Origin of the sequence: Kocuria sp. WRN011 (assembly GCF_002295155.1) — a bacterium.
GTDB lineage: Bacteria > Actinomycetota > Actinomycetes > Actinomycetales > Micrococcaceae > Kocuria > Kocuria carniphila.
Genome location: NZ_NSGI01000007.1, coordinates 137789 through 160344, shown reverse-complemented (window position 1 = coordinate 160344; position 22556 = coordinate 137789). Strand labels below are relative to the sequence as shown.

Annotated in this window: 19 protein-coding genes; 17 read left to right on the top strand and 2 right to left on the bottom strand. The window is 64.9% G+C overall.

All coding sequences use genetic code 11. The features are described from left to right. The first annotated feature begins 4 nt into the window (after positions 1-4). From CKW39_RS11365 to CKW39_RS11355, 3 genes are all read left to right on the top strand, one after another. Positions 5-664 (top strand): ATP-dependent Clp protease proteolytic subunit, encoded by a 660-nt coding sequence (locus CKW39_RS11365; protein ID WP_095798229.1) that lies wholly within the window; start codon positions 5-7, stop codon positions 662-664. A 147-nt stretch (positions 665-811) separates the two neighbouring features. Next, positions 812-2107: an ATP-dependent Clp protease ATP-binding subunit ClpX gene (gene clpX / locus CKW39_RS11360; protein ID WP_095798228.1), complete on the top strand. Its 1296-nt coding sequence runs from the start codon at positions 812-814 to the stop codon at positions 2105-2107. Positions 2108-2158: 51 nt separating this feature from the next. After that, positions 2159-2761 carry a DsbA family protein gene (locus CKW39_RS11355; protein ID WP_095798227.1) on the top strand — a complete coding sequence of 201 codons (603 nt, stop codon included), beginning with the start codon at positions 2159-2161 and terminating at the stop codon, positions 2759-2761. A gap of 190 nt (positions 2762-2951) precedes the next feature. Here CKW39_RS11355 and valS read toward each other — a convergent pair whose 3' ends face one another. Next, positions 2952-5603 carry a valine--tRNA ligase gene (gene valS, locus CKW39_RS11350; protein ID WP_095798226.1) on the bottom strand — a complete coding sequence of 884 codons (2652 nt, stop codon included), beginning with the start codon at positions 5601-5603 and terminating at the stop codon, positions 2952-2954. 50 nt (positions 5604-5653) lie between these two features. Here valS and CKW39_RS11345 point away from each other — a divergent pair, with 50 nt between their 5' ends. The 14 genes from CKW39_RS11345 to ndk all read left to right on the top strand — a co-directional run bounded on the left by CKW39_RS11345 (position 5654) and on the right by ndk (position 20924). Then, entirely contained in the window at positions 5654-6022 is a 369-nt protein-coding gene (locus CKW39_RS11345) for a DUF488 domain-containing protein (RefSeq protein WP_095798225.1), read from the top strand. A 64-nt stretch (positions 6023-6086) separates the two neighbouring features. Then, entirely contained in the window at positions 6087-6887 is an 801-nt protein-coding gene (locus CKW39_RS11340) for an SDR family oxidoreductase (protein WP_095798224.1), read from the top strand. Positions 6888-7016: 129 nt separating this feature from the next. Continuing rightward, positions 7017-8087: an iron-siderophore ABC transporter substrate-binding protein gene (locus CKW39_RS11335; protein ID WP_254049390.1), complete on the top strand. Its 1071-nt coding sequence runs from the start codon at positions 7017-7019 to the stop codon at positions 8085-8087. 2 nt (positions 8088-8089) lie between these two features. Then, the gene (locus tag CKW39_RS11330) at positions 8090-9151 is read left to right on the top strand and encodes an iron ABC transporter permease (RefSeq protein WP_254049389.1); all 1062 of its coding nucleotides are present in this window, start codon (positions 8090-8092) and stop codon (positions 9149-9151) included. Beyond that, entirely contained in the window at positions 9148-10215 is a 1068-nt protein-coding gene (locus tag CKW39_RS11325) for an iron chelate uptake ABC transporter family permease subunit (protein ID WP_254049388.1), read from the top strand. The genes CKW39_RS11330 and CKW39_RS11325 overlap by 4 nt, the downstream gene beginning before the upstream one ends. Further along, positions 10212-11165 carry an ABC transporter ATP-binding protein gene (locus CKW39_RS11320; RefSeq protein WP_095798223.1) on the top strand — a complete coding sequence of 318 codons (954 nt, stop codon included), beginning with the start codon at positions 10212-10214 and terminating at the stop codon, positions 11163-11165. The genes CKW39_RS11325 and CKW39_RS11320 overlap by 4 nt, the downstream gene beginning before the upstream one ends. Beyond that, on the top strand, positions 11158-12210 hold the full coding sequence (locus CKW39_RS11315) for a siderophore-interacting protein (RefSeq protein WP_095798222.1): 1053 nt from the start codon (positions 11158-11160) through the stop codon (positions 12208-12210). The genes CKW39_RS11320 and CKW39_RS11315 overlap by 8 nt, the downstream gene beginning before the upstream one ends. 58 nt (positions 12211-12268) lie before the next feature. Next, complete coding sequence (locus CKW39_RS11310) at positions 12269-13726, top strand: cell wall metabolism sensor histidine kinase WalK (RefSeq protein WP_095798221.1); 1458 nt, start codon at positions 12269-12271, stop codon at positions 13724-13726. A 1-nt stretch (position 13727) separates the two neighbouring features. After that, positions 13728-14420: a response regulator transcription factor gene (locus tag CKW39_RS11305; RefSeq protein ID WP_095798220.1), complete on the top strand. Its 693-nt coding sequence runs from the start codon at positions 13728-13730 to the stop codon at positions 14418-14420. An 86-nt stretch (positions 14421-14506) separates the two neighbouring features. After that, positions 14507-14992 carry a hypothetical protein gene (locus CKW39_RS11300; RefSeq protein WP_095798219.1) on the top strand — a complete coding sequence of 162 codons (486 nt, stop codon included), beginning with the start codon at positions 14507-14509 and terminating at the stop codon, positions 14990-14992. A 285-nt stretch (positions 14993-15277) separates the two neighbouring features. Beyond that, positions 15278-18586, top strand: a complete 3309-nt coding sequence (ileS, locus tag CKW39_RS11295) for an isoleucine--tRNA ligase (protein WP_095798218.1) — start codon at positions 15278-15280, stop codon at positions 18584-18586. Then, positions 18586-19956 carry a folylpolyglutamate synthase/dihydrofolate synthase family protein gene (locus CKW39_RS11290; RefSeq protein ID WP_254049387.1) on the top strand — a complete coding sequence of 457 codons (1371 nt, stop codon included), beginning with the start codon at positions 18586-18588 and terminating at the stop codon, positions 19954-19956. The genes ileS and CKW39_RS11290 overlap by 1 nt, the downstream gene beginning before the upstream one ends. Positions 19957-19986: 30 nt before the next feature. Then, positions 19987-20436, top strand: coding sequence for a DUF4233 domain-containing protein (locus tag CKW39_RS11285; RefSeq protein WP_095798217.1), 450 nt, complete (start codon positions 19987-19989; stop codon positions 20434-20436). 74 nt (positions 20437-20510) lie between these two features. Next, the gene (ndk, locus tag CKW39_RS11280) at positions 20511-20924 is read left to right on the top strand and encodes a nucleoside-diphosphate kinase (RefSeq protein ID WP_095798216.1); all 414 of its coding nucleotides are present in this window, start codon (positions 20511-20513) and stop codon (positions 20922-20924) included. Positions 20925-21785: 861 nt separating this feature from the next. Here ndk and CKW39_RS11275 read toward each other — a convergent pair. Beyond that, complete coding sequence (locus tag CKW39_RS11275; RefSeq protein WP_238663106.1) at positions 21786-22394, bottom strand: vitamin K epoxide reductase family protein; 609 nt, start codon at positions 22392-22394, stop codon at positions 21786-21788. Positions 22395-22556 lie beyond the last annotated feature (162 nt).

Genomic DNA, 22556 nt, shown 5'->3' with positions numbered 1-22556 from the left:
ACCAATGAATTTGCATCACGCCACTGCACCGCAGTTGCCCACCAGCCGCTACGTGATTCCGGATTTCGAAGAGCGCACGCCTTACGGCTACCGCCGTCAGAACCCGTACACCAAGCTGTTCGAAGACCGCATCATCTTCCTGGGTGTTCAAGTGGACGACACTTCCGCTGACGACATCATGTCGCAGCTGCTGGTGCTCGAGTCCCAGGACCCGGATCGCGACATCACCATGTACATCAACTCCCCGGGCGGATCGTTCACGGCTATGACGGCCATTTACGACACCATGCAGTACATCCGCCCCGAGATCCAGACCGTGTGCCTGGGCCAGGCCGCGTCCGCAGCCTCCGTGCTGCTGGCCGGTGGCACCCCGGGTAAGCGGCTGGCACTGCCCAACGCTCGCGTGCTGATCCACCAGCCCGCGATGGAGGGTCAGGGCGGCGGTCAGGCTTCGGACATCGAGATCCAGGCCAACGAGATCATGCGCATGCGTACCTGGTTGGAAGAGACCATGGCGCTGCACACCAACAAGTCCGCCGAGGAGATCAATCGCGACATCGAGCGCGACAAGATTCTCACCGCTAAGGATGCGCTGGAGTACGGCATCATTGACCAGGTCTTGGAATCTCGTAAGATCAACAAGCCTGTCACCGTCACCCAGTAAGACGAGTAGGCTGAGCGGCGTCGCGGGAGAGTTTTTTCCGGCGACGCCGCTGCGCGTCACGTACCGGTGTCGAGCTTTGGTGCACCTTCCGCCCTCGCCTAAAGTGGTGCCGAGGGCAAACGTCTAGATGAACTGTGAGGATTGGCTATGGCGCGCATCGGAGAGAGCGTTGACCTGCTCAAATGCTCCTTCTGCGGTAAGAGCCAGAAGCAGGTGCGCAAGCTCATTGCCGGGCCCCGCGTGTACATCTGCGACGAGTGCATCGAGCTGTGCAACGAAATCATCGAAGAAGAGCTCACCGAGGTCGAAGAAACCGACCAGGTGGAACTTCCGCGCCCGCAGCAGATCCACGATCACTTGCAGGAGTACGTGATCGGTCAGGACACCGCGAAGCGCGCGTTGTCGGTGGCCGTGTACAACCATTACAAGCGCATTCGCGCAGGGGTCTCCGGGCAGACCCTCTCGATTGCTGGTTCTGACGGCAACGAAGAAGACATCGAAGTGGCCAAGTCCAATATTTTGTTGGTGGGTCCCACCGGATCCGGCAAGACCTATCTGGCACAGTCTTTGGCTCGTAAGCTGGATGTACCGTTCGCCGTGGCCGATGCCACTTCCCTCACCGAGGCCGGATACGTAGGTGAAGACGTTGAAAATATTCTCCTCAAACTTATTCAAGCTGCCGATTTCGATATCAAGAAAGCGGAGCAAGGGATTATTTACATCGACGAGATCGACAAGATTTCGCGTAAATCTGAGAACCCCTCGATCACGCGGGACGTATCGGGTGAAGGGGTCCAGCAAGCGCTCCTGAAGATCCTCGAAGGGACCGTGGCATCGGTTCCCCCGCAGGGCGGGCGCAAGCACCCCCAGCAGGAGTTCTTGCACATCGACACCACCAATGTGCTGTTCATCGTGGCCGGTGCCTTTGCCGGGCTCGACGAGATCGTTCAGCAGCGCACGGGTAAGAAGGGCATCGGCTTCGGTGCCGCTATCCGCGACACCTCCGATGTCGATCTCACCGGTCAGGTGCGCCCGGAGGACCTGCTGAAGTTCGGTCTGATCCCCGAGTTCATCGGCCGCCTCCCGGTCGTGACCACACTGTCCAAACTGTCGGTTTCGGACATGGTCCGGATCCTCACCGAGCCCAAGAATGCCTTGGTCAAGCAGTACCGCAAGCTCTTCCAGCTCGACGGCGTGGAACTCACCTTCGATCCGCAGGCCCTGGAAGCCATTGCCGAACTGGCGATCGAGCGGGGCACGGGCGCCCGCGGTCTGCGCGCCATCCTGGAAGACATCCTCATGCCGGTCATGTTCGACCTGCCCAGCCGTGACGACGTCGCGGCGGTACTGGTCACCGCGGATTCCGTGGCGAAACTGAGCGACCCCGAGGTCTTCACGCACGAGATGATCGAAGCGGAGCGGCGTCGTCATAAGTCCGCGTGACGCGTGACCACCCCCTGAAAGCAACGCACCCGCCTGTCGAAAGGTAACCGTATGTCTGAGAAGCAGCACGTCGATTTCTGGTTCGATCCGTTGTGCCCGTGGGCCTGGATGACCTCCCGCTGGATGGAAGAGGTCAACAAGATCCGCGACGTTGAGGTGAACTGGCGCATTATCTCGCTGGGTATTCTCAACGAGAACAACCCGGACAATCACCACCAAGGCCACATCGAGTCCATGTGGATGGTGCGCGTGATCGAGGCTGCGGCGCAGAAGCACGGTGACGAGTACTACAAGAAGCTCTACGACGCCATGGGCACCCGCCGTCACCCGGGCGGCATGGAGGACGAGCTGGAGATCATCCAGGAGTCCCTCGCGGAGGTCGGCCTGCCCGCTGAGCTGGCCGACGCCAAGGACTCCGAGGATTACGACGCCGCGATCCGCGCCTCAACCGAGGCCGCCCAGGCCGTGGCCGGCCAAGACATCGGCACCCCGTGCATCGCAGTGAACGGAGTGGGCTTCTTCGGCCCCGTGTTCACCCCGGCACCCAAGGGTGAGGAAGCCGGTAAGGTCTGGGACGGTGCACTCGCACTGGCCTCGTACCCCGGTTTCTACGAGATCAAGCGCGGCCGCGAGAAGGGCCCGGACTTCAGCTGAGTCGGCTCGGTAGCTGAGAAGGCTCCAGCTGACGCGCGGACCTCGGACATTCCAGTCCGCGAAAGTGCACCTGGCAGGTCCAGAACTGCACTGTCACGGACCAGGATGTTGGCCTCATATCCCATAGCTGATTAGACAACGGCGGGTGCTCCCCTAGGGGAGCACCCGCCGTTGTCATATAACCGTGCGGCTACACCTCGACCGCAGCTTCCAGCTCCACATCGCTGACAGTCAACTCACCGTCGGCATCCGTGAGCGTGAGGTCTGCGGCGTTGCCTGCGGCCTTGAGGTCGTCCAGACCCGCGCGCAGCTGCTCGAGCTGGGCGGCAGGACCGGAGACGGTGGCCGAGGTGACGGCCGTGCGCTGCTTGACCTTGGCCTCGGACTTGGACTTACGCAGACCGGACAGGGCCTCGCCCACCACGGTGAGCACCTCCGGATCGCCCTGCTGGGCCAGTCCGGCGAAACCGTCGGTCACGGGCCAGGACGCACGGTGCACCGAATCGGAACGCCACCAGGACCAGACCTCTTCGGTGGCGAAGGGGATGAACGGTGCGAACAGGCGCAACATGGTGTCCAGCGTGGTGGCCAGGGCCGCGTGCACGGACGCCTGGGCCGCTTCACCGCGCGAACCGTAGGCGCGGTCCTTGACCAGCTCCACGTAGTCGTCGGTGAAGGTCCAGAAGAAGGACTCGATGAGCTGCAACGCGCGGGCGTACTCGTATTCCTGGAACGCGGTGGTCGCACGGGTGACCACGTCCGCCAGTTGTGCGAGCAGGGCCCTGTCCAAGCCGTTGACGACCACGGACTCGTCCGTCCCTGACCCCAACACGGAGGCCTCCGTGACGCCCTGGGCCAAAACGAACTTGGATGCGTTGAGCAGCTTGATCGCCAAGCGGCGGCCGATCTTCATCTGGCCCTCGTCGTAGGCGGTGTCCGCGCCCAGACGGGCTGAGGCCGCCCAGTAACGCACTGCGTCCGAACCGTACTTCTCGAGCACGTCGGTCGGAACCACCACATTGCCCTTGGACTTGGACATCTTCTTGCGGTCCGGGTCCAGGATCCAGCCGGACAGCGCCGTGTGCTGCCACGGCACGGTCTGAGCCAGGGTCTCGGCGCGCACCACGGTCGAGAACAGCCAGGTGCGGATGATGTCGTGGCCCTGCGGACGCAGATCCATGGGGAACGTGTTGGCGTGCAGCTTCTCGTCAACGGCCCAACCGGTTGCAATCTGAGGCGTGAGCGATGAGGTGGCCCAGGTGTCCAGGACATCCGGGTCAGCCATGAAGCCGCCGGGCTGATCGCGCTGTTCCTCGGTGTAGCCGGGAGCGACATCGGCCGTGGGATCCACGGGCAGCTGATCCTCGGACGGCAGCACGGGGTTGTCGTAGTCCGGCTCGCCGGACTCGTCCAGCGGGTACCAGACCGGGAACGGCACACCGAAGAAGCGTTGGCGGGAGATCAGCCAGTCACCGTTGAGGCCCTCGATCCAGTTCTCGTAGCGAGAGCGCATGAAGGTGGGGTGCCACGAGATCTCACGGCCACGTTCGATCAGCACCTCGCGGCGCTCCGCATCACGACCACCGTTGCGGATGTACCACTGGCGGGACGTGACGACCTCGAGGGGCTTGTCACCCTTCTCGTAGAAGTTCACCGGGTGCATGATCTTCTTGGGCTCACCCTCCAGGTCACCGGAGGCCTCGAGCAGTTCCACCACGGCCTTCTGCGCGGAGAACACGGTCTTGCCGGCGACCTGCGCGTAGTTCTCGGCCGGGGCGCCGTCGGCGATCCATTCCGGCTGCTCCGCGAGGAAACGGCCGTCGCGGCCGATCAGCGCACGCGTGGGGAGATTGAGTTCGCGCCACCAGGTGACGTCGGTGAGGTCACCGAACGTACAGATCATGGCGATACCCGAACCCTTGTCCGGCTTGGCGAGCGGGTGGGCCTTGACCTCGACCTCCACGTCGAACAGGGGAGAGCGCACGGTGGTGCCGAACAGCGGCTGGTAACGCTCGTCGTCCGGGTGGGCCACCAGGGCCACGCACGCGGGCAGCAGCTCGGGACGGGTGGTCTCGATGAAGACCTTCTCGCCGTCCGGTCGGTGGAAGGAGACGCGGTGGTAGGCGCCCTCGCGTTCGCGGTCCTCGAGTTCGGCCTGGGCAACCGCGGTGCGGAAGGTGACGTCCCACATGGTGGGAGCCTCGGCCATGTAGGCGTTACCGGCTTCGAAGTCCTTCAGGAATGCGAGCTGGGAGACCTTGCGGGAGTGAGCGTCAATGGTGCGGTAGGTACGGTTCCAGTCCACGGACAGACCCAGTGTGGAGAAGAGGTGCTCGAAGACCTTCTCGTCCTCCACAGCGAGCTCTTCACACAGTTCGATGAAGTTCTGGCGGGAGACCACGTCCCAGTCGCGCTGGTTCTTGGCCGGCTTTTCCGGGGGGCGGTAACCCTCGATGTAGGGCTTGCCGGGTTCGCAGCGCACGCCGTAGTAGTTCTGCACGCGGCGCTCGGTGGGCAAGCCGTTGTCGTCCCAGCCCAGCGGGTAGAACACGTTCTTGCCGCTCATCCGCTGGTAGCGGGCGATCACGTCCGTCTGCGTGTAGGAGAACATGTGTCCCACGTGCAGGGAGCCGGAGGCCGTGGGAGGGGGAGTGTCGATCGAGTAGACGGACTCACGAGTGGTGTCCTCGTCGAAGGCGTAGGTGCCGTTCTCGCGCCACTGCGCGGAGTACTTGTCCTCCAGACCCTCCAGGGCCGGCTTGTCGGGAACGTTCACCGCGGTGGTGGACGCAGCGCTGTCACTGAAATTGGGCGTGTCTGTACCCTCAAGATTTTGTGCCATGTGCCCCAGTCTCTCATGCAATCCGGCCCCAACCGGCCTAGCGTGGGGTCATGGCACAGTTGCAGATCAAGCGCGTTCGTGAGGACAGGTCCCCGGACGACGGCGCTCGCATCCTGGTCGACAGATTGTGGCCTCGCGGGGTGAGCAAGGACCACGCGGCCCTGGATCACTGGTTCAAGGAGCTCGCACCCACGGACGACCTCAGGAAGTGGTTCGGCCACGATCCCGAGAAGTTCGAGGAGTTCACCAAGCGGTACCGGAAAGCACTGGATGAGGACGCGTCCGGTCAGGTGGCGGAACTTCAGCAGGCACTGAGAGGCGTGGAGAAAGCGACCCTGCTCTATGACGCCCACGACGAGGAACACAACAACGCCGTGGTGCTCCTGGGGTGGTTGCGCGACCACCGCAGCGGCTTCTGAAACATACTAATCAAGTTCGATTAGGTATTTATCTTGAAACAATAAGTTGACTACGGTGGTGAGTATGACTCAGAACACAGACACCACTTACGCAAACCCCAAGCCCGCAGGCAATGGCAAGGTTGCCGTGGTGACCGGCGCCTCGACCGGTATCGGTGAGGCCACCGTGGAACGGCTGCGCAACAGCGGCTGGACCGTCTATGCCGTGGCACGCCGTGCGGACCGCCTCGAGGATCTCGCCCAGCGCACCGGTGCTATCGCTGCGCCGACCGATATCACTGACGCCGCTCAGGTCGATGCCCTGCGCGACAAGGTGCTCTCCGAGCAGAAAACCGTGGATGCCGTACTCAATATTTCCGGCGGTGCCCGCGGCACCGACAAGATTCTTGACGCCAAGGATGAGGACTGGGACTGGATGTTCCAGGTCAACGTGATGGGCACCCTGCGCGTGACTCGCGCATTCCTGCCCGCCCTGCGCGAGAACGGTGAGGGCACCGTGGTCAACCTGACCTCGTTGGCCGCCTTCCGTGCCTACGAGGGCGGTGCCGGTTACAACGCAGCCAAGTACGCGGAGCGCTCCATGACCGAAGCCCTGCGCCTTGAAGAGGCCGAGCACAATGTGCGCGTGGTCGAGGTGGCACCGGGCCTGGTGCACACTCCAGAGTTCTCCCTCATGCGTCTCGGCGGCGACCAAGAAGCCGCGGACAAGGTCTACGCCGGTGTGGAGAAGCCGCTCACGGGCGCGGATGTGGCTGAGGTGCTCGCCTTCGCTGTTGAGCTGCCGCACCACGTGAACATCGACACGCTCACCGTGAAGCCGGTCGCCCAGGCGGCCATTCACAAGATGATTCGCAAGGAATCCTGACACTCATCGAGTACTGAGCGGGCCCCGCCGAAAAATTTTTCGGCGGGGCCCGCACTCATCTTGTCAGAAGCCGCTCGAATAAATTAGGTTAGCCTAACCTGATCTAATTGGACTGTTCGAGGAGCCACAGTGCCCGCATCTTCACCTTCATCTCCCACACCCGCCGTGACCCGACGCCGCCTGCTCGGCTCCGGTCTGGCGCTCGCCTCGCTCGTTGGCCTGGCCGCGTGTTCCACCGGTTCACGCGGTGGGGAGGGCGAGAATACCGGCGGCGCAGCGGCGCAGTCGAGTGCTACCGACAGCTTCCCCGTGGAGGTGGAGCACGCCCTGGGCACCACCACAGTGGACGCCGAACCCCAGCGCGTGGTGGCCATCGGCGGCAGCAACAACCAGGACTTCGTGACTGCGCTGGGCGTGGTGCCCGTGGGCGTGGCCACGGTGGCCTGGGGTGGTAACGCCAACGGTTCGACCGATTGGTTCGACCAGGCTGTGACCGACCTGGGCGGCGAGAAGCCCCAGCAGTTCGATGAGGCGGACGGAACCAACTTCACCGCCGTGGCCGAGCTGACCCCGGACCTGATCGTGGCCGTGAACTCGGGCATTACGCAGGAGGACTACGAGCGCCTCTCCAAGATCGCCCCCGTGGTCGCGTATCCCACGGGCCCGTGGGTGAGTTCGTGGCAGGACCAGCAGCGCGCGGTGGCCAAGGCGCTGGGTCGTTCCCAGGCCGGCGACGACCTGATCAAGGAGACCGAAGATCTGCTGTCGCAGCGCGGTGAGGATCTGGGCGACGCTGCCGGCAAGACCTTCATCTACGGTGACACCACGCAGAAGCTCGGCTTCTACGGCCCGGGCGATGCCCGCCCCCGTTTCTTCGAGGCGATCGGCCTGGAACTGGCACCCGTGGTCAAGGAGAACGTGACCGAGGACGAGTTCTGGCGCGAGTGGCCCGAGGAGCGCGCGGACGAACTCAAGAGCGACCTGTACATCAGCGTGGCCGAGGACGAGGCCGCCGCCGAGAAGTTCAAGAACGACCCCATGCTGCGCACCATTCCCGCGGTCGCTGCGGGTCACTCGATCTTCACGACCAACAAAACTGACGTCGTCTCCACCCTGGCGCCTTCACCGCTGTCCTTGCCCCACGCCGTGGACGTTTACGTTCCCGCCGTTCGTGACGCCCTGGGGTCGCAGTCCTCGTGAACGTGAGCGCCACCCGGACCGAGGCGGTGCCTCGCACGGTCACGATGCGACGACGACACTTGTCGTGGCCGGTCCTGCTCGGCTGTCTACTGGTGGCGCTCGCGGTGTCCGTGGCCGTGGGGACCCGCCCGGTGGACCTGGCCGTCACGTGGTCGGTGCTGCCGCACGCCGTGATGGGAGATACCCAGTCGGTCTCCGGAGTACCCGCGCTCGACGCCGCCGTGGTCGAGTCCCGTGTATGGCGCACCGCGGCCGGCGTGCTCACGGGCGCGGCGCTCGCCGTGGCCGGAGCGCTCCTGCAGGGTGCCACGCGCAACCAGCTGGGCGATCCCGGAATCCTGGGACTCACCGCGGGTGCCGCGTGCGCCGTGGTCACGGGTGCCGTGCTGGGCGGACTCGTTTCGCCCGGTTCTCAGCTGTGGCTGGCGGCCCTCGGTTCCGCGGTGGCCATGCTGCTCGTGTATGGGCTGGCCACGGCGGCCAAGGGTGGCGCCCGTCCCGTAACCCTTGCGCTGACGGGTGCCGCGATCTCCGCCGGTCTGGGAGCACTCACGAGCGCCATGCTGCTGACCGACCAGGCAACCTTCAACTCGTTCCGCACGTGGCAGGTGGGTGACCTCTCTCGACCCGACGGTACGTTCTTACTCTTGGCCGCACCCGTGATCCTGGTGGGTCTGCTCCTGGCGTGGCCGCTCAGCGGTTCCCTGGACACACTCAGCCTGGGTGACGCACTGGGCCGCGGACTGGGTGCGCACCCGGCCCTGATTCGATTGCTTGCCGGTGTGGCCGTGGTGCTGCTCGCGGGCACCGCCACGGCGTTGGCCGGACCGCTCGTATTCTGCGGCCTACTCGTACCCCATGCCGTGCGCGCGTTCGTGGGGGTGTCCTACCGTCGCGTGATTCCGGCGTGCATGCTGGCCGGTCCCCTAGTGGTCCTGCTTGCGGACACCGTGGCGCGCGTCGCCCTGCCGGATCGTGAACTGCAGGTGGGCATCGCACTGGTGATCATCGGCGCACCCGCCCTCGTGGCCATCGTGCGGCGCAAGGGAGTGGTGACCGCGTGAGCCAGACACTGACTGCCCGTCCCGTGGCCGCCCAGACCGCACCGACCACGGTCGAAAAGGTCCACGACGGACGACGCCGCACTAATCGCAAGCTGCGCAGGGTCACCCTCGGGTTGTGCATGGCTCTACTGGTGTGTTCTTTCGCCCGGATCGCCCTGGGCAAGTACGTGGTGGCCGTCCCGGATCTGATCTCCGTGCTCGCCGGAAGCTACGAAGGTCCCGCCAATTACATCGTGTGGGACGTGACCCTGCCGCGCACCGTGCTGGGGATCCTCACGGGTGTCTGTTTCGGACTCGGCGGACACCTCTTCCAACGGGTACTGCGCAACCCGCTGGCCTCCCCGGACATCATGGGCGTCTCCTTCGGGGCGGGTCTGGCCGCGGTCGTGGCCATCACCTTGGGCGGCCTTTCGGGTGCCGCCGTGACGGTCAGTTCCCTGGCCGGAGCCTTCCTGCTCATGGCCGCGGTGATCCTCGCCGCCGGTGGCACCCGGGCAAATATCGGACGCTTGGTGCTCACCGGTGTTGCCGCCGGATCACTGACCACGGCCGGTATCAACGGCGTGCTCACGCGCTCCGATATCTACGCGGCCCAAGACGCTCTGCAGTGGCTGACCGGCTCGTTGAACTCCGCGCGGTGGAGCGACATTGGGCTCGTGGGCATTGCGCTGATCGTCCTGCTGCCACTGTGCGCCCTGTTGGCACCGTCCGTGGATGCCATGGGAACCGGTGACCAAATGGCCTCCGGGCTCGGGGTCCGGGTGTTGCCGGTACGACTCACCGCCCTCGCCCTCGCCGTGGTGTTCGTGGCCGTGGCCGCATCCGTGGTGGGTCCGGTGGCCTTCGTCGCCTTCATGGCCGCGCCCATTGCCCGGGGACTCACCGGCGGTGCCGGTCTGGCTCACCATGCGGCCCTCGTGGGGGCACTGCTGATGGTTGTCTCCGACTACATCGCCGCCGAGGCACTGCCCGGGATCGCCCTACCCGTGGGCGTTGTGACGGCGGCCGCCGGCGCACCCGTTCTGTTGTGGCTGCTGATCGGTCGCGGAAAGGCTGAATCATGAAACTCTCCGAGCGCTCTTCGATCGACGCGCTTGAATCGGTCGAAAGGACATCTTTGACGACGCCGCCCACCTCCTTCGTCGCGCACGGCACGTCCGCGACAGGGGAGTCCTCACTGCGGATCCGTAACCTCACGGCGGACTACGGTGCGGGGCCCGTCCTGAGCGAGATCTCCCTGGACATCCCACGCGGCGCCATCACCGTTCTGGTCGGTGCCAACGGCTGTGGCAAGTCCACGCTCCTCAAGACCATTGCGCGCCAGCTCAAGCCCACCCACGGCGAGGTGCTGCTGGACGGCGAGGACACAGGAACCTGGTCGCGCACCCAATTCGCCCGGCGCGTCGGGTTCCTCCCGCAGGATCCGGTGGCCCCGGAGGGCGTCACCGTGCTCGACCTGATCTCGCGTGGTCGTCACCCGCACCGGGGTGCGTTCGGGCGTTGGCGTCCCACTGATGATCAGGCCGTCGCGGAAGCCGTGGAACTGACCGGATTGGAGAGCTATCTGGACCGTCAGGTCACCGAGCTCTCGGGCGGCCAACGCCAGCGCGTGTGGATTGCCCTGGCCTTGGCCCAACAGACGGACGTGCTGCTGTTGGACGAACCCACCACATACTTGGACATCGCCCATCAGGTGGAGGTCCTGGACATCCTGTCGGACCTGCAACGACAGCGCGGGATCACCCTGGTCATGGTGCTGCACGAACTGAACATGGCCGCCCGCTACGCGGACCAGTTGGTGGCCATCAAAGATGGGGTAGTGCTGGCCGCGGGTACCGCGGAGGAGGTCATGACCGATCACACGGTCAGCGAGGTCTTCGGAATGCCCGCCCGGGTCCTGCACGATCCCGAATCCGACGCCCGACTGGTGGTTCCGTTGCGAACCCGCCGAGCGGCGTCGTCGACACCCGAGATCCACGAACCGAACGCAACCGAGAAAGGGACGAATGACTGAGATCCAAGCCGTCATGACCCGCGTGACCCGCACCGAGATGGTGGGGGAGCACCTGGTCCGGGTGAGTGTGGCCGGGGAGGAACTCTGGACCCTGCCGTGGGGCGTATCCGGCCCCGGGCCTCGGGCGGACGCGTACTTCAAGGTGCTGATCCCCGCGCCGGGACGTGACCACGTGCGCATTGACACGTCGGACATGTCCCGGTGGCGGCAGGAGTTCCTGTCACGCCCCGAGGACGAGCGCGGCTGGATCCGCACCTATACCCTCCGGGACGCACGCGTGCTGACCGGCGGGCACGGGGATGTCGCGGAAGCCGTTCCCGAGATGGACATCGACGTGGTGGTGCACGAGGACGAAGTGCACGGGGGACTAGGCCCCGGCGCGCGCTGGGGCTCCGAACTGGCCCCCGGCGACACGGTGCAATTGATGGTGCCCTCGGCCAGTGGTGCGTGGTGGGCCGGCTGGGACGAGCACCGAGCGCGGAACAATCGGGTGGTCATAGCCGCAGACGAAACGGCGCTACCGGCGGCCGCCGCCATCGTCGACTGCGTGGATCGGTCCATCTCGCTGCGAGATGATTCCGTGCACGCGACCGGTGCAGCACGATCCCTGCACGTAGCCGTGGAAGTCCCCGTGCACGGTGACGCGACAATGCCCGCCGGACCGGCCGCGTTGTCACGCGGGGTAATGACCGACGGGGACATCCGGGTCACCCTCGAGAGCGGCACCGAATTGACCTGGACGTGGCTTGCTCGCGGTGAAACAGCTGCTCGCAACGAGCTCCTGGAGTCCTGGCTCAGCCGACAACTCGAAGGCCGGGAAGGAACGGCGCGCCACGCGGCGTCGTCGGCGGTCGACGAACGAGAGGATGACACCGGCGACTTCGTGTGGGCCACCGCGGATGCCACCGGGGCCGGTCCGTACTGGTTCTTGGCCGCGGAATCCTCCGCCGTGAAATCGTTGCGGCGCATGTGTGTGGCACACGGGGTTCAGAAAACTGACATATCGTTCATGGGGTACTGGAAACGGGGACGCGCCACGGAGTAACCGCTGTCCGGCGGTCGGATGCGCCCTGCCCTCGGCATCGATGCATCGGAAGGTGACAGTGAACGGCCCATTCAGCAAGGACCTGTCTGCGCGGTCCGTGCGCGTTCGCATCCTGTCCACGATGCTCGCGTTCATGGCCGGTGGGCTGTTGATCGCCGGATTCGTCAGCTACTACGTGCAGTTCACCGTCCTGGAGGACCGGGTGAACACCGAGCTGTTGCAAGAGGTCGACGAGTTCCAACGGATTGCCGAACTGCGCCAGTCGGACGTGGGCGATGAGGAAAGCACCGAGGACCTGATGCGCGCCGCCATCCAGAGCGCGGTGCCCGGCGAACACGAGGCATTCCTCGCGTTCCTCGACGACAAGCCCCAGTTCAAACCCCAGGAACAGGCCTTCGAACTCGGTAACCCGGAGACGGTTGAGCAGATCTTGGCCGCGCACGAACCCGGGCAGACGATCTTCACTGAGGTCATGGTGGACGGGGAGGCGGTTCCTGCGGCCATCGCCTCCGTGGAACTGTACAGCGACGAGACACCCGGCATCTTCGTGGCAGCGAACAAGATTCAGAGCCAGCGAGAACAGATCTGGATCTCGGCCATCACCTACACGGTCGTCAGCCTGGCCACGTTGCTCGCCTCCGCGCTGGTGGGCCTGGTCGTGACGGGCAAGCTCATGCGCCCCATTGGCGACCTGCGCGATGCCACCCGCGAGATCACGATCTACGACCTCGAGCGTCGCGTTCCCGACCCCGGCACCCGGGACGACGTCGCCGCGCTCGCTCAGAACTTCAATCGCATGCTCGAACGCATCCAAGAGGGTTACGCGCATCAGCGCCAGTTCATGTCCGACGTCTCCCATGAATTGCGGACACCCCTGACCATTGTTCGGGGCACGCTGGAAACCACCGACCCCGAAGATCCCGCCGATGTGACGGAGGGGCACGAGATCGCCTTGGACGAGCTCGATCGGATGAACAGCTTGGTGACGGACCTGTCCACGCTGGCGAAGACCGGGCGGCCGGACTTCGTGAAGTTCAAGGACGTCAACATGGCGGAGTTCGCCCGCAATGCGTTTTCCCGCATCGAGCACCTGGGCCCGCGGGAGTGGTTGCTCGATTCCGGTACGGACGTGGTGGCCCAAGCGGACGAGGATCGTTTGACGCAGGCCGTGGTGCAGCTGGCCGCCAATGCGGTGCGCTACAGCGAACCCGACACCAAGATCGAGCTCAAGGTCCAGCACATGACGCTGTCCGGTCAATCCATGATCATGGTGGGAGTCCGTGACGAAGGAATCGGCATTGCCGGGGCGGATCAGGCCCGGATCTTCGAACGGTTCGCCCGGGTCTCCGAGAGCGGCGGTGAATCCGGTTCCGGTCTGGGACTGGCCATCGTCAAGGCCATTGCCGAGGCCCACGGCGGCTCGGTCAGTCTCACGTCCAGGCCGGGTCACGGTTCGACGTTCACCATGATTTTCCCTCAGGACAACACCCACGTGACCGATCCCAAGGAGCGCTGACATGCGAATTCTGATTGCCGAGGACGAGCCCCGGATCTCGCGTTTCGTGGCCCGCGGCCTCAAGGCCCACGGTTACACACCCACGGTGGTGGAGGACGGCATCACCGCCCTGGACTACGCGAGCAGCGGGGAGTTCGACCTCTTGGTCCTGGACGTGGGACTGCCGCGCATGGACGGTTTCGCGGTGCTGAGGGCATTGCGGGACATGGGCGCGGAGATCCCCGTGCTCATGTGCACCGCCCGCGATTCGGTCGAGGACACCGTGCACGGCCTGGAAGGCGGTGCCGACGATTACCTGGCCAAACCCTTCCGCTTCGAGGAACTGCTGGCCCGCATCAAATTGCGAGCGCGTGAACGCACCGGTGGCACCACACAGCCCACGCAGGAAATCCGTGAACTCGGTGATCTGAGTTTGAACCTCCGCACGCGCGTGGCCACGGTGGGCACCGGCGCGCAGAAGCGTGAAGTGGAGCTGTCCAGCCGCGAGTACGCTCTGTTGGCGCTGTTCCTGGAGCACCCGAATCAGGTCTTGACCCAGGAGATCATCCTGTCGCGGGTGTGGGGTTACGACTACGACGGTGCGTCGAACGTGGTGGTGGTCTACCTGCGCTACCTGCGGAAGAAGATGGGTGCGGATCGGTTCATCACCGTGCGCGGCGCGGGCTACAAGCTGGTGGACCCGCGCGAATCATAGGCCTGTGCGCCCCAATCGGGGTGATTATGAGAGTTTCCTCATATCCGGTTCACGGTGGTTTCATCGACCCGCATCAGACTTGAAGCATGAAAACGCTTCGGAACGCCGCAATCCTGACGGCACTTGGGGCAACGGCCACCGCCATCGTCATCATGCCCATGGACTCCAACGAGGCCACGCCCGTTCCCGGTGTTGTGGTGACCCCGCAGACCGCGCCCAACGCTTCACCGACCTCGACGGGGAGTCAGAGCGCGGCGCCGTCGGCCTCGCCCTCGGACACGGCCGCTCCCGACCGTTCCGACAAGGCTGACAAGGCCGCCGAGGACAAGAAGAAGGACGACGACGCCGCTCCCGCGCCCGAGCGCGCGGCCCCGGCCCAAGCGCCCGCCCCCGCGCCTCCCGCGCCGATCGAGCGCCCGGCGGCACCCGCGCCGCTTCCGGCTCCCGTGGCTCCCGCTCCCGCCCCGGCACCGCAGGCTCCCGTGTCCGTGCCCCAGGCGCCGGCTCTGAGCAGTGTGTGCGAATGGGATGACGACGAATGGGAGTGCGACGACGATTGGGATGACGACTGAGTCCCCGGTGGGGTTAGAATGGCGCGGTGCACTGTGTGTACACGGACTGTGAACCGGCCATCACCGGGGAGTCTTCGGAAGAACGGATCAAGCCTTCGGGTGGGTCTCAGTAGAACCGAGCGGGTGGGCCCGTGACAGCCTGCGAATGAGCGGCTCGCGGCGTCGTCGTCCCCGGCATGGGACGAACCGACGCGAGTAAGCGAGGTGGTACCGCGCCACCGGCGTACTCCGTACGCCCGAGCGTCCTCGCATCCTGAATTTACTGACGTCTCAGGATGGAGCACCGTGACTGATTCACCCGTTTACCCCAAGGTAAGCACCGACCCCACCGCCCTAGGCGTGCCGTCCGCCCCGCGTTTCCCGCAGGTCGAGGAACGCGTTCTCGACTACTGGAAGACCGACGACACCTTCCAGGCGAGCATCGACCAGCGCGAACGGGGCCAGGACGGTTCCAACGAATTCGTTTTCTACGACGGCCCTCCCTTCGCCAACGGACTGCCCCACTACGGGCACCTGCTGACCGGCTACGTCAAGGACCTCGTCGCCCGCTACCAGACCCAGCAGGGTCGCCGCGTGGAACGCCGGTTCGGCTGGGACACCCACGGTCTGCCGGCCGAACTCGAGGCCATGAAGCAGTTGGGCATGACCGATAAGCAAGAAATCGAAACGATGGGCGTCGACAAGTTCAACGATGCCTGCCGCGCCTCCGTCATGAAGTACGCCACCGAGTGGCAGGACTACGTGACGCGCCAGGCCCGCTGGGTCGATTTCGACAACGACTACAAGACGCTCAACGTCGAGTACATGGAATCGGTCATGGCCGCGTTCAAGTCCCTCAACGACAAGGGACTGATCTACTCCGGTTACCGGGTGCTGCCGTACTGCTGGAAGGACGAGACGCCCCTGTCCAACCACGAGTTGCGCATGGACGACGACGTCTACAAGGACCGCCAGGACACCACGGTCACCGTGGGCTTCGAGATCCTCGACGACGCCGCGTGGGCCGTCCAACCCGACGTCGTGTCCCAGCTCGCAGGGGCCCGCGCCCTGGCCTGGACCACCACGCCCTGGACCCTGCCCACCAACGAAGCGCTCGCCGTCGGCCCGGACATCGACTACGTGCTGGTCAACGGCGGGGGAGACCTGGCCGGGCGTCGCTACCTTATCGCCTCCGACCTGCTCGCCGGTTACGCCAAGGACCTGGGCTTCGGAGACGCCGAGGACCCGGCAGCGGCCGCCCACGATGCCGTGACCGCCCACTTCACCGGATCCCAGCTGGAAGGTGTGCGCTACCGCCCGTTGTGGGACTACTTCACGGACGCCGAGCGCTTCGGCACCGGCACCGCGTGGCAGATCCTCGTGGCCGATTACGTCACCACCACCGACGGCACCGGACTGGTCCACCAGTCCCCGGCCTACGGTGAGGACGACCAGAACGTGTGCGCCCGCTACGACATCCCCGTGGTGCTCTCGGTGGACGAGGCCGGCGTGTTCTACGACTTCTTCCAGGACGAGTCCTTGGCCGCCGGGGCACCCCTGGCCGGTATCGCCGGGCACAACGTGTTCGACAAGGAAGTGGCCCGCACCGTGATCCGGGACCTGCGTGCCCAGGACGCGCTCGTGCGCGAATCCAGCTACGTGCACTCCTACCCGCACTGCTGGCGCTGCCGCAACCCCTTGATCTACCGTGCGGTGTCCTCGTGGTTCGTCAAGGTCACGGACATCAAGGACCGCATGGTCGAGCTCAACCAGGAGATCAACTGGATCCCGGACAACGTCAAGGACGGCCAGTTCGGCAAGTGGCTCGAGAACGCTCGCGACTGGTCGATCTCGCGCAACCGTTACTGGGGTTCGCCCATCCCGGTGTGGGAGTCCAGCGACCCCAATTACCCGCGCCGCGACGTCTACGGCTCGCTGGCCGAGATCGAACGGGACTTCGGCACGCTTCCGCGCAACGCCGAGGGTGAGGTGGACCTGCACCGCCCGTGGGTCGACGATCTCACCCGCCCCAACCCGGACGACCCCACCGGCCAGTCCGTGATGCGTCGCGTTCCCGAGATCCTGGACGTGTGGTTCGACTCCGGTTCCATGCCCTACGCCCAGGTGCACTACCCCATGGAGAACCGGGAGTGGTTCGAGACCCACAACCCGGCCGATTTCATCGTGGAGTACATCGGTCAGACCCGCGGCTGGTTCTACCTGCTCCACGTGCTGGCCACCGCGCTGTTCGACCGCCCGGCCTTCCGCAACGTGATCTCGCACGGCATCGTGCTGGGCTCGGACGGGCAGAAGATGTCCAAGTCCCTGCGCAACTACCCTGACGTCAACGAGGTCTTCGACCGCGACGGCGCGGACGCTATGCGCTGGTTCCTGATGTCCTCACCCATCCTGCGCGGCGGCAACCTGGTCGTGACCGAGCAGGGTATCCGCGAGGGCGTGCGTCAGATGATGTTGCCACTGTGGAACGTCTACCACTTCTTCGGTCTGTACACGAACGCCGCCAAGGGTGGCTCCGGGTACGAGGCGCAGCTGCGCTACCAGGCCGAGAACGTCATGGACCGCTACATCCTGGCCGAGACCGGACGGTTGGTCTCCGAGACCAAGCAGCAATTCGACGATTATGACATCTGGTCCGCCGCCGAAACCCTGCGCTCTTACATGGACACGCTCACCAACTGGTACGTGCGCCGTTCCCGCGAGCGGTTCTTCGACGAGGACACCCAGGCCTTCGACGTGCTCTACACCTGTCTGGAGACCGTGTGCCGCGTGGCCGCGCCCCTGTTGCCCCTGGTCACTGAGGAAATCTGGCGTGGCTTGACCGGCGGCCGTTCGGTGCACCTGACGGACTGGCCGGACGCGTCCCTGTTCCCACAGGACGAGGACCTCATGACGCTCATGAACCGCACGCGCGCCATCTGTTCGTCCGGTTCCGCGTTGCGTAAGGCCCACAACTTGCGCGTGCGCCAGCCGCTGGCCGGTCTTACCGTGGCGGTTCCCGAGGGCCAACGCCTCACCGGAACGTTCGAGTCCATCATTGCGGACGAGCTCAACCTCAAGTCCGTCACGCTGCTCGACTCCGCAGAGGTTTCGCCCGCGGACTTCGGCATTTCGCAGCAGCTCAAGGTCAACGCCCGCGCCGCGGGCCCGCGCCTGGGCAAGCAGGTCCAGCAGGTCATCAAGGCCGCCAAGTCCGGTGACTGGTCGGTCTCCGAGGACGGCGCCGTCACGGCCGGCTCGATTCTCTTGGAAACGGGCGAGTACGAATTGGCCACGGTCGTCGACGACGCCGCGGAAACCTCGGCGCGCGCCGTCACCGTGCCGCCCGAGGGCGGTTTCCTGGTGCTCGACACCGAACTGACCGACGAGCTGCGTGCCGAGGGTGCCGCCCGCGACATGATCCGCGCCATCCAGCAGGAACGGAAGAACGCGGACCTCAACGTCTCGGACCGGATCCATACGACCATCCATGCGGACGCCCAGACCTGTGCCGCGATCGAGGCCAATCGTGACCTCGTGGCGGGGGAGACCCTCAGCCGCGAACTCGAGCTCATCGTCTCCGATGATTCCTCGGTGACCGTGAAGGTGGTGAACTGATGAACGACGCCTGGAACATGTCCACGCCCCAGTCCGTGGAGGAGGTCTACACGGAACTGCTGGACCGTGCGCCGGAGAACAAGATGGAGCCGCGCCTGGATGCGGTGCAGCGCGCCGTCGACATTCTGGGTAATCCCGAGAAGAGCGCGCCGGTCATCCATATCACCGGGACCAACGGCAAGACCTCGACCGCGCGCATGGTCGAGTCCCTCCTGCTCGCTCACGATCTCCGGGTGGGCCGCTACACGAGCCCGCATCTCGAGAAGGTCACCGAGCGCATCAGCCTGGACGGCCGGCCCGTGGCGGACGAAACGTTCGTGCGGATCTACGGGGAGATCGCCCCGTACCTTCAGCTCGTGGACACCGAGCTTTCGGAACGAGGGGAACCGGGGCTTACGTTCTTCGAGGTACTGACCGTTCTGGCATTCGCGGTCTTCGCGGATGAGCCCGTGGACGTCATGGTCCTGGAAGTGGGAATCGGTGGCAGCTGGGACGCGACCAACGTGGCGGACGCGGCGGTCTCCATCGTGACGCCCGTGGACCTGGACCACACCGAAATGCTGGGGGACACCCTGCAGGAGATCGCCCTGGAGAAGGCCGGGATCATCAAGCCGGGTGGCTTCCTCATCTCTGCTGCACAGGATCCCGTGGTGGCGCAGATCCTGCTGGAACGCGCTCAAGAAATTGGGGCACAGTTCCGCTTCGAGGGTGTCGAGTTCGGCGTGCGCGGTCGCACCATCGCCGTGGGGGGACAGATCATTGCCGTCCAGGGACTCGCCGCGGAGTACATCGACCTGATGCTGCCCTTGTTCGGCGAGCACCAGGCGGAGAACGCTGCGCTGGCCATTGCCGCGGTGGAGGCACTGCTGGGCGGGGGAGACAAGCCCCTCAACCAGGAGTTGTTGGTCACGGGGTTGGGTGCAGTGACGTCGCCCGGCAGGCTGGAGTTGGCCCGCAAGGCACCTCCGGTGTTGCTGGACGCCGCCCACAACCCGCACGGCCTCAAGGCCTCGGCCCGGGCCGTCCGGGAATCGTTCACGTTCGCCAAACTCAACCTGGTGGTCGGGATCCTGCGCGAGAAGGATGTCGAGACCATGTTGCGCACGCTCGCTGAGGAGTACAGCGAGTACGAACTCGAACTGTGGTGCAGCCACTCCCGGTCCCCGCGGGCCATCGCGCCCGAAGAACTGGCCGAGATTGCGGCGGACATGGGTTTCGACGAGGACATGGTGCACGCCCAGGACCGCCTGGACGACGCCATCGCCTCCGCCATCCAGGACGCCGCCGACCGTCAGGAGTTCGACGGCGCGGTACTGATCACCGGCTCCGTCACCGTGGTGGGTGAAGCCCGTGCGCTGCTCGGACTCTGACAACCGCCGGAACCTCGGGAGGGACTGAGCATGGCAAAAATGACCAAGGCCCAGCGCGAATGGCGCCCGGGACAGAAGAAACCGCGCCGTTCGATCAAGGCGATGTTCGCCGTGTCCGTCCTGTCGATCGAGGCGTTCATCGTCTTCTTCGCGACCTTGGCGGTCTTCGGAATTCTGGCCCGTGATTGGGGCACCACTCAGCAGTGGCTGCTGGTGGGCGGCGGGGTGCTCCTCACGCTCGTGTTCCTGCTCGCGTGCGGCATGGTGCGCCGACCGGGCGGTTACGTGCTCGGTTGGGTGCTGCAACTGGTGCTCATCGCCACGGGCTTCCTGCTTCCCGCCATGTTCGTGATCGGTGCGCTGTGCGCCCTGGCCTGGTGGTACGCGGTGGCCAAGGGCACCACCATCGACCGTGAGAACCGGGAGCGCGATCGGCTCCAGGAACAGTGGGAAGCCGAGCATCCGCAAGATCGTGCGTGAGTACCCGGGCCATGGTGCCCGGCCGGTAGGCTGGTCGCGGTACCTCTGACGAGAACAATTTCAAGGAGATGTAGATGACGGAACGCACCCTGGTGCTGGTGAAGCCGGACGGCGTCGAGCGCGGCCTGACCGGACAGATCCTGGCCCGTATCGAGGCCAAGGGCTACAAGATCGTGGAGCTCAAGCTCGTGCAGGCCACGCGTGACATCCTCGAAAAGCACTACGAGGAACACCAGGGCAAGCCCTTCTTCGAACCGCTGGTCGAGTTCATGGGATCCGGTCCCGTGGTCGCCGCTGTGGTCGAGGGCAACCGTGTGATCGAAGGTTTCCGCAGCCTGGCCGGTTCCACCGAACCCACCACTGCGCCTCCCGGCACCATCCGAGGCGACCTCGGCCGCGACTGGGGCGAGAAGGTGCAGAAGAACCTCGTGCACGGCTCGGATTCTCCCGAGTCGGCTGACCGCGAGATCGGCATCTGGTTCGCCTGATCGGGTGACCTGCTGAACCGACGACGGCGGGGTGGGACTGGAAATCCAGTCTCACCCCGCCGTCGTCGTCATTGGGCGAGCCGACCCGCCAGCCAGTAGTGGGTGGGTTGCGGGGTCGTGGGCCATGGATCTCACCGTAATTGTGGCCGGACCCGGTTAGCGGGGATCGCGGTGGGCCGCGCTCTGGGCGATCCAATGCACTCGAGTGCCGCCGGGACATATCTGGCAGAGTGTCACGCCGTGAAGTGCGCTTTCGAAACGGACTTCTACCCGGATTGTCACCGGGTACGATCCTCCGCCCGAGATGTAACTCCCATTACGAACCTGCGCCACCAATGTCGACCGAGCGCGAACCTGTGCCTTGAGTGTCACCCCGGGTACGAAATTCCGCACGAGGTATGGCACTCGTTACGAACCCGTGCCCCTAATGTCGATAGGGTGCCAGCCTGTGCCTTGAGTGTCACCCGGTGGACGAACCCGTGCCCCTAATGTGCACGGAGGGTTGCCGTGATCAAACCCGCCAGCGGCGCCGCTGAGTCATCACGGGCCTCAGGATCGGCGCCAAATGATGACGGCGCCTTTCAAGACCCTCAGAATGACCCGCATGCTGTGTTTGGTTGGAGCCCTAGATCGCACCTGGTGTGTCGGTGGAGCCCTTGAAGGCCTTCTACGAGGTCCCATCGGCACCTGAGATGACATGGCTGGTCCTAAAGGCGCCTCACATGTCCGCCAATGACGCAATCGGTGCGAAGTTCCACGGGGTCACAACTGTCTTCCTCAAGGGGCACCGGGATGGGCACGGTCCGATCGGTAACCCTTGACCACCACTGCCGAAAGCTCACGGGTTCAGGCAGATCACGGTTAGACGAAAATTACCGTGGAGAAGCGGATGGCAATGATGCCGAAAGCAATCACCAGGAGGCCGATGGCGATCAGCCAGGCCCACGCGGTCGAGTGACCCGCATTGATCATGCGGGCGCCGAACATCCCAGCGCGGGCATTCCGGGCCGTGGTGTGAACCAACAGGATGGTTTGTGCGCACCACACGATCATGCAGTACAGGCACAGGGTGTTGATCTCGAACGTGGTCTGCCACCACAACCACAGGGTGAACACCGAACCGGCGAGGATTCCCACCCAGATGAGCCACCAGTACCAGTTGGCAAAGCGGGCCCCGGCCAACACCGCCAAAGCGAGGGCAATTACAACCGCGTAGGCCACGATGCCGATGAACGGATTGGGGAAGCCGAACAGCTCGGCCTGCGGGGTGCGCATCACGGTGCCACATGAGAGCCACGCGTTGATGTCACAGCTGGTGCGGTGGCCGGCGTCGGCATAGATGGCCAGGCGTTCCATCACCAGGGTCGCGGAGGCCCCGAAGCCGATGATCGACAGGATCAGGGCGAGGATTCCCCAACCTCGGTCCGAGGAAGTGCTGGGCTGACGGTCCATGGTGTTTGTTGAGCTCACAGGCCGATGCTAATCGACCCGACACCTTGGGCGATGTGGTCTGCCGCACACGTCAATCCTGGGGTGCGTGTACGTCCTGTGAGATACTTGGCAACGGTCGGTTCCCAGCCGTACACGGGAACCGGTCCGGCAGGACCTCCGATAAAAAATGGATGGACCCGC